Raw genomic sequence first — 14934 nt, 5'->3', positions numbered from 1 at the left:
CAGAGACCTCGATGCATTCGCCGCGGTCGTATCCGGAGGCGTGACTGCGAACCCCCGACCGAAGCCACGATCCGATCGCCCACGAACCGAGCAGGACAACCGGAGGAAGAATGGCGGAGGGTCAGGACGCGGCGGCAGTTCCGGAGGCCGGGAGTCCGGAGAGCTTCGGTCACATCCCCGTCCTGCTCAGCCGCGCCGACGAACTGCTCGGCCCCGCCATCGATGCCGCCGGCCCGGGCGCGATCTATGTGGACGCCACCCTCGGTCTCGGCGGACACTCCGAGCACTTCCTGCGGACCTATCCGGGTGTGCGCCTGATCGGGCTCGATCGCGACCCCGAGGCCCTCGCCGTTGCCCGCCGGCGGCTCGCGCCGTTCGCCGACCGCACGCAGTTCGTGCACACCCGCTACGACGGCATCGCCGACGCCCTCGCCTCGTGCGGGCTGGATCGGGTCGGCTCCGTGCATGCGATCCTGTTCGACCTCGGCGTGTCCTCGATGCAGCTCGACGAGGCCGAGCGCGGCTTCGCCTACTCCCGCGACGCACCCCTGGACATGCGCATGGACCCCACCACGGGCGTCACCGCGGCCGACGTGCTCAACACCTACAGCCACGGCGACCTCGCCCGCATACTCAGCACCTACGGGGAGGAGCGGTTCGCCGGGAAGATCGCCTCGGAGATCGTGCGGCAGCGGGCGAAGACGCCGCTGCGCACGAGCGGGGAGCTGGTGGAGCTGCTGTACCGGGCGATTCCGGCCGCATCCCGCCGCACCGGCGGCCATCCCGCCAAGCGCACGTTCCAGGCGCTGCGGGTCGAGGTCAACGGGGAACTCGACTCGCTGCGCGCCGCGATCCCGGACGCCCTGGACGCTCTCGCCGTCGGGGGACGGGTGGTGTTCATGTCGTACCAGTCCCTCGAGGACCGCGTGGTCAAGCAGATTCTCACCCCGCTGACGAAGTCGAAGAGCCCGGAGGGGCTCCCGGTGGAACTTCCGGGTACCGGGCCCGAATTGCGGATGCTCACCCGCGGGGCGGAACGGGCGACGGAGCAGGAGATCGAGGCCAATCCGCGTTCGGCGCCCGTGCGCCTGCGTGCCGCGGAACGAATCGCCAGGAGGTAACCGATGACCGTACAGGTGGCAGCACCTGCTCGCCGTCCGGCTCGATCCACGGCTGCGCAGCGGGCGTATCAGCGGCGCAGCCGTCGCACGGCGCACCTGACCCCGGACACGGCGACTCCCGCACCGGCTCGCCGCGGCGGTAGTGTGGCGGCGCGAATTCCGTTCGTGGCCACCATTATCGGTCTCCTCGGCATCGGCATGGCCGTAACCCTGCTGCTGACCACGCGCGCCGCGGAGGACTCCTACCAGCTCAGCGCCGCACGCGACTACAACCAGCGCCTGATCCAGGAGCGCGCCGTGCTGCAGCGCGACGTCGAAACCGGCAACTCGGCGCCGGTGCTGGCGATGCAGGCTGCAAAGCTCGGCATGATCCCCACCGGCGAGGTCGCGCGCCTGGTCGTCGGCGACGACGGCGGTGTGCGCGTGGTGGGAACCCCGGCCCCCGCCGAGGGGGCACCGGCCGCGCCGCTGAACCCCCCGGCGGCCGATGACCGGACCCGGGCCCAGCTTCCGCCGCTCGCGGGTAGCGCGGGGAGCGAGAACCCGCGGCCGCTGACCCCGTCCGCCGGCACCGACCGGGCCGCCGCGCCGTCGGCCGGCGCCGCGGGTGAGGCCCCCACCACGACGACCCCGGGCGCCGCGCCGTCCGCTGCGGCGGCGGTGCCGCCCGGGGCTGCGGCGGCGGTGCCGCCCGGGGGTACTGCGGCGGTACCGGCCGGGGCTACTGCGGCGGTACCGGCCGGGGAGCCTGCCCCGGCATCCCCGGACGCCACGCCGTCGCCCGGCAATGCCGGGGCCGCGCCCGGTCAGCCGGAACAATTGGTGCCCGTGACCCCTGCGACGCACGCCGAGGACGGGCGCCGGTGAGGCGAGGGACCCCACCGTCTTCCCGGCCGGTCCGCGGCCGCCCTGCTGCTTCCCGCCGGCCGGCGCCCGCCCGGCGCACCCGCCCGCGCAAGGCCTCCGGCGGAGCGGACACCACCGGGTTCCGGTTCCGCTACCGGTACGGGCGCGCAGTCATGTTCCTGGCCCTCGGGGTCGCGGCCGTGCAACTGCTGTGGGTTCAGGTCGTCCAGGCGCCGCAGCTGACCGCCGAGTCGGCCAGCCAGCGCACGACGCGGCTCGTCGAGCCTGCCACCCGCGGCACCATCGCCGACCGGAACGGCAGTCCGCTGGCCTACACGATGGAGGCGAAGGCGCTCACCTTCCAGCCCGTCCGCGTCCGGCGAGAGCTGGACGAGGCGCGCGCCGAGGACCCGACGCAGCCGGAGACCGACGCGTATCTGGAGGGTCTCGCGAAGGCGATCCACGAGGCGCTCGGAGCGGCCGCCCCCGAGGACGAGATCCTCGACAAGCTGCGCAGCGACGAGACCTTCGTCTATCTGGCGCGCGGCGTCGATCCGGCCGTGGCGACCTCGCTCGTCGACGAGTACGACAAGGTCGGTCTCGAGCGTCAGGACATCCGGCTGTATCCCGGCGGCTCGCTCGCCGCCAACCTCGTCGGCGCGACGGGCTGGGACGGGCACGGCCTCCTCGGTCTCGAGGATTCCATGGACTCCGTGCTCGCCGGCACCGACGGCTCCTCGACGTACGATCGGGGCTCCGACGGCGCGGTGATCCCCGGCAGCTGGCGCGATCAGCAACCTGCCGTCGACGGTTCCGCGGTGGAACTGACCATCGACTCCGACGTCCAGTACTACGTGCAGCAGCAGGTGCAGCGCGCCAAGGACCTGTCCGGGGCGAAGAACGCGTCCGCCGTCGTGCTCGACGCCCGGACCGGCGAGGTCGTCGCCATGGCCAACGACGGCACGTTCGACCCGTCGATCGGGGTCGGCAACAACCCGAAGGACGCCGAACTCGGGAATCCCGCCGTCAGCACCCCCTTCGAGCCGGGGTCGGTGAACAAGATCGTCACCGCGGCCGCCGCGATCGAGGACGGCCTCACCACCCCCGACGAGGTGCTGCAGGTGCCCGGCACGATCCGCATGGCCGGCGTCACCGTAAAGGACGCGTGGGACCACGGCGTCGTGCCCTACACCGCCACCGGTGTGTTCGGGAAGTCCTCCAACGTGGGGACCCTGATGCTCGCGGAACGGGTCGGTGAGGACCGGTTCGCGCAGATGCTCGGCCTGTTCGGCCTCGGGCAGCGCACCGACGTGGGCCTGCCGGGCGAGTCCGCCGGCAGCGTGCCGAGCCGCGAGCAGTGGTCCGGCGGCACCTTCGCCAACCTGCCGATCGGGCAGGGCCTGTCGATGACGCTGCTCCAGATGGCAGGGATCTACCAGGCTATCGCCAACGACGGCGAGCGAATCCCGCCGCGCGTCGTCCGGGCGGTCGTCGCACCCGACGGCACCCGCACCGAGACACCCCGGCCGGACCCGGTGCGGGTGGTCAGCCCGCAGACCGCCGCCACCGTGCGCGACATGTTCCGCGCCGTGGTGCAGGACGACACCGGGAACCAGCGCGGCACCGGCACCCCGGCGGCGATCGAGGGCTACCAGGTCTCCGGCAAGACCGGCACCGCCCAGCAGGTCGACCCCGCATGCAAGTGCTACTCGAACTCGAACTACTGGATCACCTTCGCGGGGATCGCGCCCGCCGACCGCCCCCGCTACGTGATCGGCATCATGCTCGACGCGCCCACCCGCAGCGCCGACGGCAGCGGCGGGCAGTCCGCCGCACCGCTGTTCCACACGATCGCCTCGTGGTTGCTGCAGCGCGAGGGCGTGCCGCTGTCGGCGGACCCGGGCAGCAAGCTGATCCTGCAGGTGGACTGAGCCGCGCGGGTGCGGTCGATCGCCGAGCACGTGTCGGCGGCACCGCCGCCCGTCGGTAACCTGACACGTCGGTACCGTGACACCGCGGTCGAGCCCCGGTGCTCGGGAACAGCGCGGCCGCGGGAGTAGAGGAACGGCAGGAGACACTGCCGCGGAGCGAGAGGAGCCTGGTGCCTGTGCCGTCGAGTCCGGACCCGTCCCCGCCGGGAGGCGGCCTGAGACCCGAGCATCCACCGGTGACGCAGCTCCGCGACCTCGCTGCCGCCGTGGGCGCCACCGTCGGCACCGTCGCACCGGGCGCCACGACCTCCGCCGCGGGCATCCCGGTGTTCGTGACCGGCGTCGACCTGCGGGCCCAGGGGGTGCAGCCCGGCGACCTGTTCGCCGCACTCCCGGGCGCCCGCGCGCACGGCGCCGAATACGCCGCGGAGGCCCTGGAACGGGGTGCTGTCGCCGTCCTCACCGACGCCGCCGGATGCGAGCACCTCGCCGCCGTCGTCACCCGCCCCGTGCCGGTGCTGGTCCACCCGGATCCGCGGTCGGTCCTCGGCGTCGTCTCCGCCGCCATCTACGGCGACCCGTCGCAGCACATGCAGGTCGTCGGCATCACCGGCACCTCCGGCAAGACCACCAGCGCCTATCTGGTCGAGGCGGGGCTCGCCGCCGCCGGGCGGGTCACGGGCCTGGTCGGCACCATCGAGACCCGCCTCGCGGGCCGGCGGGTCCCCAGCGCGCTCACCACCCCCGAGGCCCCGCAGCTGCACGCGCTGTTCGCGGCCATGCGCGAGCAGGGCATCGACACCGTGGTGATGGAGGTCTCGAGCCACGCCCTGTCCCTGGGGCGGGTCGCCGGGGTCCGCTTCGCGGTCGGTGCCTTCACGAACCTGTCCCAGGACCACCTCGACTTCCATCGCGACCTCGACGACTACTTCGGGGCGAAGGCCCGGCTGTTCGCGGCGGACTCGCCCGTGCGGGCCCGCCGTGCCGTCGTGTGCATCGACGACGAGTGGGGCGTGCGGATGGCCGGGATCGCCCGAGCCGCCCACCCTGCGGAGCCCGAGGCGGTGCGCACCGTCGCCACCACCGGAACCGCCGACTGGACGGCGACGGCGGTCCGCACCGAGCCGTCCGGATCCCAGGTGTTCACCCTCGCCGGGCCCGACGGCACCGCACGGCGCGTCGCGGTGCGCCTGCCCGGCCACTACAACGTCGCCAACGCCGCCCTCGCCGTCGCGGTGTGCGCGGCGGTCGGGGTCGACGTCGACGCCGCGGCCGCCGGCATCGCCGACGTCGACGTACCCGGACGGGTGGAGCGGGTCGACCGCGGGCAGGGTTTCCTCGCCGTCGTCGACTATGCGCACAAGCCGGCCGCGCTCGAGGCCGTCATCGCGACGTTGCGCGGACGGGCGGCCGGCGGCCGGCTCGCCGTCGTCGTCGGTGCGGGCGGCAACCGCGACCACGGCAAGCGTCCGCTCATGGGCGACGTCGGAGCCCGTGGGGCGGACCTGCTCGTCGTCACCGACGACAACCCCCGCACCGAGGATCCGGCGGTCATCCGCGCCGCGCTGCTCGCCGGTGCCCGCGCCGTCCCCGAACAGCAGCGGGGGGAGATCCGCGAGATCGGTGACCGGGCCGCCGCCGTCGAGGCGGCCGTGCGCTGGGCACGCCCGGGCGACATCGTCCTCGTGGCAGGCAAGGGCCACGAGACCGGCCAGGAGATCCACGGGGTCAAGCACCCCTTCGACGACCGCGAAGTGCTCGCCGCGGCCATCGACCGGTTCGCCGGCGCAGGTAGCGAGCAGTACGGAGGCACCGAATGATCCCGATGACACTCGCCCGCATCGCGGAGGTGGTCGGTGGGACACTGCACGACGTCGACGACCCGGCCGTCGAGGTGACGGGCACCGTCGAGTTCGACTCCCGCAAGGTCACCCCGCGCGGGCTGTTCCTGGCGCTGCCGGGGGCCCGCTCCGACGGGCACGACCACGCCGCCGACGCCATCGCCGCCGGCGCCGCCGCGGTGCTCGCCGCCCGACCGGTGGGTGTGCCCGCCGTCGTGGTGCCGCCGGTGCCGCCGGTCGAGACCAACTCGCTGGCCTTCGAACACGACCCCGACGGCTCGGGTGCCGCCGTCCTCGCCGCGCTGGGTGCCCTCGCCCGCGCCGTGGTCGACGAGCTCACCGCCGACGGGCTGACCGTCGTCGGCGTCACCGGATCCGCGGGCAAGACCTCCACGAAGGACCTGCTTGCCGCGGTGCTCGCGCCGCTCGGCCCGGTCGTCGCCCCTCCCGGCTCCTTCAACAACGAGCTCGGGCATCCGTGGACGGCGCTGCGCGCCACCACCGACACCCGATTCCTGGTGCTGGAGATGTCGGCCCGCGGACCCGGGCACATCGCCGCCCTCGCCACCGTCGCGCCGCCCCGCATCGGGGTGGTGCTCAACGTCGGCACCGCCCACCTGGGGGAATTCGGTTCCCAGGAGGTCATCGCCCGGACGAAGGGGGAGCTCGTCGAGGCCCTGCCGGCCGCCGAGGAGGGCGGCGTGGCGATCCTCAACGCGGACGACCCCCTGGTCGCCGCGATGGCACCGCGCACCCGCGCCCGCGTGGTGCTCGTCGGCAGCGACCCGGCCGCGCAGGTCCGGGCCACCGACGTCCACCTCGACGAGCACGCCCGTCCCACGTTCACCCTCGTCGTGCGCGACGACGGCACCGAGCGCCGCACCACGGTCACCCTCGCGGTGCACGGCGAGCACCACATCGGCAACGCCCTGGCGGCCGCGGCCGTCGCGCTCGAGTGCGGCGCCACGCCCGAGCAGGTCGCGACCGCGCTCGGCGGTGCCGGCGCGGTGTCGGCGCACCGTATGGACGTGCGCACCCGTGCCGACGGCGTCACCGTCGTCGACGACGCGTACAACGCCAACCCGGACTCGATGCGGGCGGCGCTCAAGGCGCTGGTGACCATGGCCCGCGCCGGCGACAGCCCGCGCCGGACCTGGGCGGTGCTGGGGGAGATGGGCGAACTCGGTGACGAGTCCGTCGTCGAGCACGACGCCATCGGCCGGCTCGCGGTGCGCCTGGACGTCACCCGCATCGTCGCGGTCGGCGCGACCCGCCCGGTCCGCGGTCTCTACCAGGGTGCGGTGATGGAAGGATCCTGGGGCGACGAGGCGAGCCACGTCCCCGACGCCGCCGCCGCGACCGAGCTCCTCGAGCGCGAGCTGCAGCCCGGCGACCTGGTACTGGTCAAGGCCTCGCAGTCCGTCCGGTTGTGGACGGTGGCGGAGGCGATCCTCGCGGGAACGGCGGGTACGGCAGGAACGGAAACGGAGGCCGCACGGTGAGACAGATCCTCTTCGCCGCGGGAATCGCCCTGGCGGTGTCGATCCTGCTGACGCCGGTGCTGATCAAGGCATTCTCGCGGCAGGGATTCGGTCAGGAGATCCGCGTCGAAGGACCGCAGAGCCACCAGTCCAAGCGCGGCACACCGACCATGGGCGGCGTCGCGATCCTCGCCGGCCTGTGGGCCGGCTACTTCGGTGCGCACGCGATCGGCCTGGCCTACGAGGGGGCGGAGGGACCGTCGGCCTCGGGTCTGCTCGTGCTGGGCCTGACCACCGCCCTCGGCGGCGTCGGCTTCCTCGACGACTTCATCAAGATCCGCAAGCAGCGCAATCTGGGCCTGAACAAGACCGCCAAACTGGTCGGCCAGCTCGTCGCCGCGGTCGCGTTCGGCATCCTCGCCCTGCAGTTCCGCAACGGCGACGGACTCACCCCGGGCAGCACCCACCTGTCCTACGTGCGCGACATCGCCACCGTCTCGATGGGCGCGGTGGTGTTCATCCTCTTCGTGTACCTGCTCGTCAGCGCGTGGTCCAACGCGGTCAACCTCACCGACGGCCTCGACGGGCTCGCCGCCGGGTCGATGAGCCTCGTGCTCGGCGCCTACGTGATCATCACGTTCTGGCAGTACCGCAACTCGTGCGTCGCCGACCCCGGCAAGGGCTGCTACGACGTGCGGGACCCGCTCGACCTGGCGCTGCTGTGCGCCGCCGGCGCCGCCGCGTGCATCGGCTTCCTGTGGTGGAACGCCGCCCCCGCGAAGATCTTCATGGGCGACACCGGCTCGCTCGCCCTCGGCGGCATGCTCGCGGGCCTGTCCGTCACCACGCGCACCGAGCTGCTCATGGTGGTCATCGGCGCCCTGTTCGTCGCCGAGGCGGCGTCCGTCGTCATCCAGGTGGCGGTGTTCCGGTCCAGCCGGCGTCGCGTGTTCCGGATGGCGCCGTTCCATCACCACTTCGAGCTCGGCGGCTGGGCGGAGACGACGGTGATCATCCGGTTCTGGTTGCTCGCCGCCATCGCGTCGGCCATCGGCATGGCCCTGTTCTACAGCGAATACCTAGCGGCGATCGGGGACTGACACCGTGACAGACGAACTGCGCCGCCAAGACCTGGACCGGCTCCGCGGCGCCCGCGTGCTCGTCGCCGGCGGCGGGATGTCCGGTCGTGCCACCCTCGCCCCCCTCAGCGACCTCGGCGCGACGGTGACCGTCACCGACCGCGACCCGCAGGCCCTCGCACGCTGCCGTGAGCTCGGCGCCGACACCGTCGATCTCGACGACCTCGTCGCGGACGCGTCGTCGCTGCACGAGTATGCGCTGGTCGTGACGAGCCCCGGCTTCGCGCCCGACGCGCCGCTGCTCTCGCACGCCGCCGGCGCCGCCGTGCCGATCTGGGGCGACATCGAGCTGTCCTGGCGCATCGACCGCGCCGAGATCTACGGCCCGCCGCGGCGCTGGCTCGTCGTCACCGGCACCAACGGCAAGACCACGACGACGACGATGCTGCAGTCGATCCTCGAGGCCGCCGGGCTCGCGTCCGTGGCGTGCGGCAACATCGGCCTGCCGGTCCTCGACGCGCTGCGCCGCGCGGACCCCCGCGCCGACGTCCTCGCCGTGGAACTGTCGTCGTTCCAGCTGCACTGGGCGCCGTCCGTGCGGCCCGAGGCCGGCGTGATCCTCAACATCGCCGAGGACCACCTGGACTGGCACGGCGGGATGGCGGGCTACATCGACGCCAAGGCACGGGCGCTGTCCGGCACCGTGGGGGTGCTCGGCCTCGACGATCCGATCGCCGGGGGCCTGCGCGACCGGTCCCGTGCCGTCGTCACCGTCGGCTTCACGCTCGGCTACCCGCAGCCCGGTGAGCTCGGCATCAGTGGCGACGTTCTGGTCGACCGGGCCTTCGCCGACTCGGCGGTGCTCGCCTCGGTCGTCGACGTGACCCCTGCCGGGCCGGCCGGCCTGTCGGATGCGCTCGCCGCCGCCGCGCTGGCCCGCGCGATCGACGTCCCCGCCTCCGCGGTGCACGACGGTCTGCGCCGGCACCGGGTCGGTCCGCACCGCGCCGCCCCGGTCGGCACCGTCGGCGGCGTGGAGTACGTCGACGATTCGAAGGCCACCAATCCGCACGCGGCCCGCACGTCGCTGCTCGCCCACGACCGGGTGGTGTGGGTGGCCGGGGGCCTGCTCAAGGGCGCCCACGTCGACGACCTGGTGGCGGAGGTCGCACCCCGCCTCGCCGGGGTGGTGCTGCTCGGCCGCGACGCCGACCGCATCGCCGACGCGCTGGCGCGACACGCCCCCGAGGTCCCCGTGGTCCTCCTCGACACGCGCGACGATGGGCAGATGAGCACGAGCGAACCGAGGACGGCCCCGGCTGCGGCGCGCCGGGTGGCGCTGCCGGGGGCGGACGGACCCGCGGCCATGCGGGTCGCGGTGCGTGAGGCGGCGTCGCTGGCGACGGCGGGCGACACCGTGCTGCTGGCGCCGGCCGCCGCGTCGCTGGACATGTTCGCCGACTACGCGCAGCGTGGTCGCGCGTTCGCCGCCGCGGTCGAGGAGCTGCGCGGGGGCGGGACGGGGCAGTGAACGCCCCGCAGCCCGCCGACGGGACGGCGCGGAACCGGGTCGGGCTGTGGCTCGCCCGGCCGCTGGCCTCGTTCCACCTGATCGTCACGATCGCGGTGCTGCTCACCGTGCTGGGCCTGGTGATGGTCCTGTCGTCGTCGAGCGTCGAGGCCGTCGCCACCAACGGCTCGGCCTACGGCCTGTTCACCTCGCAGGCGATCTTCGCCGCTCTCGGCCTGGTCATCTTCTATTTCGCCCTGATCGTTCCGGTGCGGGTGCTGCGCCGGTTCTCGTTCCCGGCGTTCGCGGTCACCGTCGTGCTGCTGGTGCTGGTGCTCATCCCCGGCATCGGCACGCTGTCCCAGGGCACCCGGGGGTGGTTCGTCATCGCCGGCGTGTCGCTGCAGCCGTCGGAGCTGGCCAAGATCGCCATCGCCGTGTGGGGCGCGCACCTGCTGGCGTCGCGCCGCGGCGACCGCTCCAGCGCCCGCGAGATGATGGTTCCGCTGGTCCCGGCGACCCTGGTGGTGACCCTGCTGATCATCCTCCAGCCCGACCTGGGCACCACCGTCTCGCTCGCCATCATCGTCCTCGCGCTGCTCTGGTTCGCGGGTCTGCGGCTGCGGGTGTTCCTGACGATCGTCGGTACCGCCGCCGGCCTGGCGGTGCTCCTCGCGCTGACCGCCGGGTACCGGTCCGCGCGGGTGCGGGCCTTCTTCAACCCCGGCGCGGACCCGCAAGGCATCGGCTATCAGGCGCGTCAGGCGAAGTTCTCCCTGGCCGACGGCGGGTTCTGGGGCCGGGGGCTCGGGCAGAGCCGCGCCAAGTGGAGCTACCTGCCCAACGCACACAACGACTTCATCTTCGCCATCATCGGCGAGGAGCTCGGCTTCCTCGGCGGCCTGGCGGTGATCGGCCTGTTCGGTCTGTTCGCCTACGCCGGCCTGCGGATCTCGCTGCGATCGGTGGATCCGTTCCTGCGGCTGCTCACCGCCACCGCCACCACCTGGATCATCGGGCAGGCCTTCATCAACATCGGCTATGTCGTCGGGTTGCTGCCCGTCACCGGCCTGCAGCTTCCGCTCGTCTCGGCCGGCGGCACCTCCACCGCGACGACGCTGCTGATGTTCGGCCTGATCGCCAACGCGGCGCGGCACGAACCCGAGGCCGTCGCCGCCCTGCACGCCGGGCAGGACGGCCGCTTCGGGCGGCTGCTGCGGCTGCCCAAGCCGGAGCAGTACACGCCGTCGCGCGGTGAACCCGTGCGGCTCGACGCCTCCCGGCGTGCCGACCCCGGCCGGATCGAGGCACGCCGGGCCGGCACCGCCGACCGGGGCGGCGGCACGGCGACCCGGGAGCGGCAGACCCCACGGGGCCGCACGCCGCAGGAACGCGCCCGCGGTCAGGGCCGCGCGGCGCAGCCCGCCGCCCCGCGGGACCAACCCCCACGGCAGCCGCGGCGCCGCGCGGGCACGACGACGAACAGCAGAGACGGACGAACCGGAGAGCGAGGAAACCGTAGGTGAGCGGCGAGCAGTCTGCCCTGTCCGTGGTGGTGGCCGGGGGTGGCACCGCCGGGCACATCGAGCCGGCCCTCGCGGTCGCCGACGCGATCCGCCGGCTGGTGCCGACGGCGACGATCACCGCGCTGGGCACCGAGCGGGGGCTCGAGACCACCCTCGTGCCGCAGCGCGGGTATCCACTCGAGCTGATCCCGCCGGTGCCGCTGCCCCGCAAGCTCACCGCCGACCTGGCCAAGCTGCCGGCGCGGGTCCTCGCCTCGGTCCGCCGGACCCGCGAGGTGCTCGACCACACCCACGCCGACGTCGTCGTCGGATTCGGGGGCTACGTGGCGCTGCCCGCCTACCTGGCCGCCGGTGCCGGACCGCTGCGCCGCCGGCGCCGCATCCCCGTCGTCGTGCACGAGGCCAACGCCCGCGCCGGCATCGCCAACAAGATCGGGGCCCTGCGCGCCGAGCGTGTCCTGGCCGCCGTCCCGGGTTCGGGCATCGTGCGCCGCGGCGACGCCGAAATCGTCGGCATCCCGGTCCGGTCGTCGATCACCGGGCTGGACCGGGCGGCGCTGCGGGCGCAGGCGCGGGCGCACTTCGGGCTCCCCCCGGAGGGGCCGGTGCTGCTGGTGTTCGGTGGCTCGCAGGGCGCCCGTTCGCTCAACGAGGCCGTCTCGGGAGCCGCCGGTCCGCTCGCCGCGGCGGGCATCGCCGTGCTGCACGCCCACGGCCCGAAGAACACCCTCGACGTGCCCGCACGTCCCGAGCACGACCGGTATCCCTACGTCGCCGTGCCCTACCTGACCCGGATGGACCTGGCGTACTCCGCCGCCGACGCGGTGATCTGCCGCTCCGGGGCGATGACCGTCGCCGAGGTGTCCGCGGTCGGCCTGCCGGCGGTGTACGTGCCGCTGCCGCACGGCAACGGGGAGCAGGAACTCAATGCCCGGCCGGTGGTGGCGGCGGGAGGTGGAATGATCGTGGCGGACGAGGAACTGACGCCGGCGTTCGTGGCCGATGCGGTGATCCCCCTGCTGCGCGACGCAGCCCGCCTGACCGAGATGGGACGGCGTGCGGCAGGGGCGGGCCACCGCAGCGCCGCCGCCGAGGTGGCGCGGATCGTGCTGGACGTCGCAGGCGTGCAAGCGAACAGGAGTGATCGATGAGCGAGCAGCTGCCCCCGCAGCTCGAGCGGGTGCACATGGTGGGTATCGGCGGGGCCGGGATGTCCGGCATCGCCCGGATCCTGCTCGCTCGCGGCGGGAAGGTCTCCGGATCGGACGCCAAGGAGAGCCGCGGCGTGCTGGCGTTGCGCGCGCGGGGGGCCTCGGTGCGCATCGGACACGACGCGAGCGCGCTGGATCTGCTCGAGGGCGGCCCCACCGCCGTGGTGACGACCCACGCCGCGATCCCCCAGGACAACCCCGAGCTGGTCGCCGCCCGGGAACGCGGCGTTCCCGTCCTGCTGCGCCCGGCGGTGCTGGCGGCCCTGATGCGCGGGCACCGCACCTTCCTGGTCGCCGGCACGCACGGCAAGACATCGACGACGTCGATGCTGGTGGTGACGCTGCAGCACTGCGGCTTCGACCCGTCCTTCGCGGTGGGCGGCGAGCTCAACGAGTCCGGCACCAACGCGCACCACGGCAGCGGCGACGTGTTCGTCGCCGAGGCCGACGAGAGCGACGGCTCGCTGCTGCAGTACGACCCCGACGTGGTGATCGTGACCAACATCGAGGCGGACCACCTCGACTTCTTCGGCACGGAAGAGGCATACGTGCGGGTGTTCGACGAGTTCGTCGACCGCATCGCCCCCGGCGGGCTGCTCGTGGCGTGCCTCGACGACCCCGGCTCGGCCGCCCTGGCGCGGCGGGCGACGGCCCGTCGCGCCGACGACCTGCGGATCACCGGATACGGCACGGCGGCAGCGGTGGGCGACCGCGCCGAGGTGGACGGCGTGCCGGTCGGCGTGCGGCTGCTCAACTGGGAGGCCAAGGACGTCGGGGGAGTCGCCGAGTTCCACCTCGCCGACGAGGCGGCGCCGCGCACGGTGCGGTTGTCCGTCCCCGGCCGGCACATGGCCCTCAACGCGCTCGCCGCACTGCTCGCCTCCCTCGAGGCGGGCGCCCAGGTCGAGGAGGCCGTCGAGGGCCTGGCCGGCTTCGGGGGCGTGCACCGGCGATTCCAGTACAGCGGCCGCGAGCACGGCGTGCGGGTGTTCGACGACTACGCCCACCATCCCACCGAGGTCCGCGCCGTCCTCGCCGCGGCCGCGGAACTGGTCGCCGGCGAACCGGTCCGCTACACCGAGACCGGCACCGAACGACCCCGCGTGATCGTCGTCTTCCAGCCGCACCTGTACTCGCGCACCGAGACCTTCGCCACCGAGTTCGGTGCGGCCCTCGACCTCGCCGACGAAGTCGTGGTGCTGGACGTCTACGGCGCGCGGGAGGAGCCCCGGCCGGGCGTGAGCGGAGCCCTCGTCGCGCGATCGGTGTCCAAGCCCGTGCACTACCAGCCGGATCTGTCCCTCGTGCCGCGGCAGGTCGCGCGGCTGAGCCGTCCCGGCGACGTCGTGATCACCATGGGCGCCGGCGACGTGACCATGCTCGGGCGCCAGATCCTCGACGCATTGCGCAGCAAGCCGGGCCGGCTGCGGCCGGGGGCTCCTGCCGGACCGGGGCCGGTCGGGTCGTGACGCCCGCCTCCGCCACCCGCACCCGGCCCCGCCGGGCGGCGCGGCCCGCGCGACGGCCGTCGGGCCGGTCCGTGCGGGTGCGGACCGTGCTGATCGGCGCGGCGGTGGTGGCGGCCGTGCTCGGACTGATCGCGGCCGCCTGGCTGTCGCCGCTGCTGTCGGTGCGCAACGTGGAGGTCGTCGGCGTGACGGCGATCCCGCAGGACGAGGTGCTGGCCCGCCTCGAGCTGGCGGAGGGCACGCCGCTGCTGCAGGTCGACACCGCGGCGGCGGCGCAGCGGGTCGCCACGTTGCCGCGGGCCGCGTCGGTGCGGGTACAGCGCGTGTACCCGTCCACCGTGCGGGTCACGGTGACCGAGCGGGAGGCGGTGTTCTTCGTCGACGCGCCGGACGGCACCCACTCGCTCGACGCGGACGGGGTGGACTTCGCGGTCGAGCCGCCGCCCATGCTGACCCCGCGCCTCGTCACCCCCGGCCCCGGTCCCGGCGATCCGGCGACGGCCGCGGCGATCGAGGTGCTCGAGGCGCTGCCGCCCGAGCTGCGCGTCCAGGTGGGTGAGGTGGCCGCTCCGTCGGCGTCGGAGGTCTCGCTCACGCTGCACGACGGCCGGATCGTGGTGTGGGGAGGGGTGGAGCGCTCGGAGCGCAAGGCTCAGGTGGTGCTGCCGCTGCTCACTCAGCCCGGCCAAACCTACGACGTGGCGGGCCCCGACCTGCCGACGGTGCGATGACGGCGCGGACGGCGATCGAGGCACGGCGACGAAAATCGTGACCGCCGTCGGCGCGCCTGCTGGCGGATCGCCGCCACCGTGCCATAGCGTTTCGCAGCAGTCGAGATACTTGACATAACCATCGACCTGTGGTTGAGGGTTTGTCCGTACCTCACCCGATGATGATCGAAGCGTGACCGATTTCTCAG

The 14934-nt window shown here is 73.7% G+C and carries 11 protein-coding genes; all 11 read left to right on the top strand.

Features of this window, described 5'->3' with window-relative positions:
* Positions 1 to 110 precede the first annotated feature (110 nt).
* Complete coding sequence (gene rsmH, locus AIIKEEIJ_RS24095; protein WP_161996735.1) at positions 111 to 1121, top strand: 16S rRNA (cytosine(1402)-N(4))-methyltransferase RsmH; 1011 nt, start codon at positions 111 to 113, stop codon at positions 1119 to 1121.
* Between the two features lie 165 nt (positions 1122 to 1286).
* Complete coding sequence (locus tag AIIKEEIJ_RS24090) at positions 1287 to 1988, top strand: hypothetical protein (protein ID WP_338021011.1); 702 nt, start codon at positions 1287 to 1289, stop codon at positions 1986 to 1988.
* Positions 1985 to 3898: a peptidoglycan D,D-transpeptidase FtsI family protein gene (locus AIIKEEIJ_RS24085; protein WP_161996734.1), complete on the top strand. Its 1914-nt coding sequence runs from the start codon at positions 1985 to 1987 to the stop codon at positions 3896 to 3898. The genes AIIKEEIJ_RS24090 and AIIKEEIJ_RS24085 overlap by 4 nt, the downstream gene beginning before the upstream one ends.
* Positions 3899 to 4074: 176 nt before the next feature.
* Positions 4075 to 5718 (top strand): UDP-N-acetylmuramoyl-L-alanyl-D-glutamate--2,6-diaminopimelate ligase, encoded by a 1644-nt coding sequence (locus AIIKEEIJ_RS24080; protein WP_443217120.1) that lies wholly within the window; start codon positions 4075 to 4077, stop codon positions 5716 to 5718.
* Positions 5715 to 7241: a UDP-N-acetylmuramoyl-tripeptide--D-alanyl-D-alanine ligase gene (locus AIIKEEIJ_RS24075; RefSeq protein ID WP_161996733.1), complete on the top strand. Its 1527-nt coding sequence runs from the start codon at positions 5715 to 5717 to the stop codon at positions 7239 to 7241. Before AIIKEEIJ_RS24080 ends, AIIKEEIJ_RS24075 begins: the two co-directional genes overlap by 4 nt.
* Positions 7238 to 8320, top strand: a complete 1083-nt coding sequence (gene mraY / locus AIIKEEIJ_RS24070; protein ID WP_003934158.1) for a phospho-N-acetylmuramoyl-pentapeptide-transferase — start codon at positions 7238 to 7240, stop codon at positions 8318 to 8320. The genes AIIKEEIJ_RS24075 and mraY overlap by 4 nt, the downstream gene beginning before the upstream one ends.
* A gap of 4 nt (positions 8321 to 8324) precedes the next feature.
* Complete coding sequence (gene murD / locus AIIKEEIJ_RS24065) at positions 8325 to 9830, top strand: UDP-N-acetylmuramoyl-L-alanine--D-glutamate ligase (RefSeq protein WP_161996732.1); 1506 nt, start codon at positions 8325 to 8327, stop codon at positions 9828 to 9830.
* Positions 9827 to 11335, top strand: a complete 1509-nt coding sequence (ftsW, locus tag AIIKEEIJ_RS24060) for a putative lipid II flippase FtsW (protein ID WP_006933403.1) — start codon at positions 9827 to 9829, stop codon at positions 11333 to 11335. Before murD ends, ftsW begins: the two co-directional genes overlap by 4 nt.
* A complete protein-coding gene (murG, locus tag AIIKEEIJ_RS24055) occupies positions 11332 to 12486 on the top strand; it encodes an undecaprenyldiphospho-muramoylpentapeptide beta-N-acetylglucosaminyltransferase (protein WP_161996731.1) in 1155 nt (384 codons plus the stop codon). The genes ftsW and murG overlap by 4 nt, the downstream gene beginning before the upstream one ends.
* Positions 12483 to 14015, top strand: a complete 1533-nt coding sequence (gene murC / locus AIIKEEIJ_RS24050; RefSeq protein WP_006933408.1) for a UDP-N-acetylmuramate--L-alanine ligase — start codon at positions 12483 to 12485, stop codon at positions 14013 to 14015. Before murG ends, murC begins: the two co-directional genes overlap by 4 nt.
* The gene (locus AIIKEEIJ_RS24045) at positions 14012 to 14746 is read left to right on the top strand and encodes an FtsQ-type POTRA domain-containing protein (RefSeq protein WP_161996730.1); all 735 of its coding nucleotides are present in this window, start codon (positions 14012 to 14014) and stop codon (positions 14744 to 14746) included. The genes murC and AIIKEEIJ_RS24045 overlap by 4 nt, the downstream gene beginning before the upstream one ends.
* Positions 14747 to 14934: the final 188 nt, after the last annotated feature.

It is taken from the genome of Rhodococcus sp. YH1 (assembly GCF_009939605.1).
GTDB classification, from domain to species: domain Bacteria; phylum Actinomycetota; class Actinomycetes; order Mycobacteriales; family Mycobacteriaceae; genus Rhodococcus; species Rhodococcus aetherivorans.
This window is presented reverse-complemented; position numbering and strand designations above follow the sequence as displayed.

Bases quoted from the DNA above. Each gene is read 5' to 3' on its own strand.
- rsmH (WP_161996735.1), top strand. From the start codon at position 111: ATGGCGGAGGGTCAGGACGCGGCGGCAGTTCCGGAGGCCGGGAGTCCG.
- AIIKEEIJ_RS24075 (WP_161996733.1), top strand. From the start codon at position 5,715: ATGATCCCGATGACACTCGCCCGCATCGCGGAGGTGGTCGGTGGGACA.
- murC (WP_006933408.1), top strand. From the start codon at position 12,483: ATGAGCGAGCAGCTGCCCCCGCAGCTCGAGCGGGTGCACATGGTGGGT.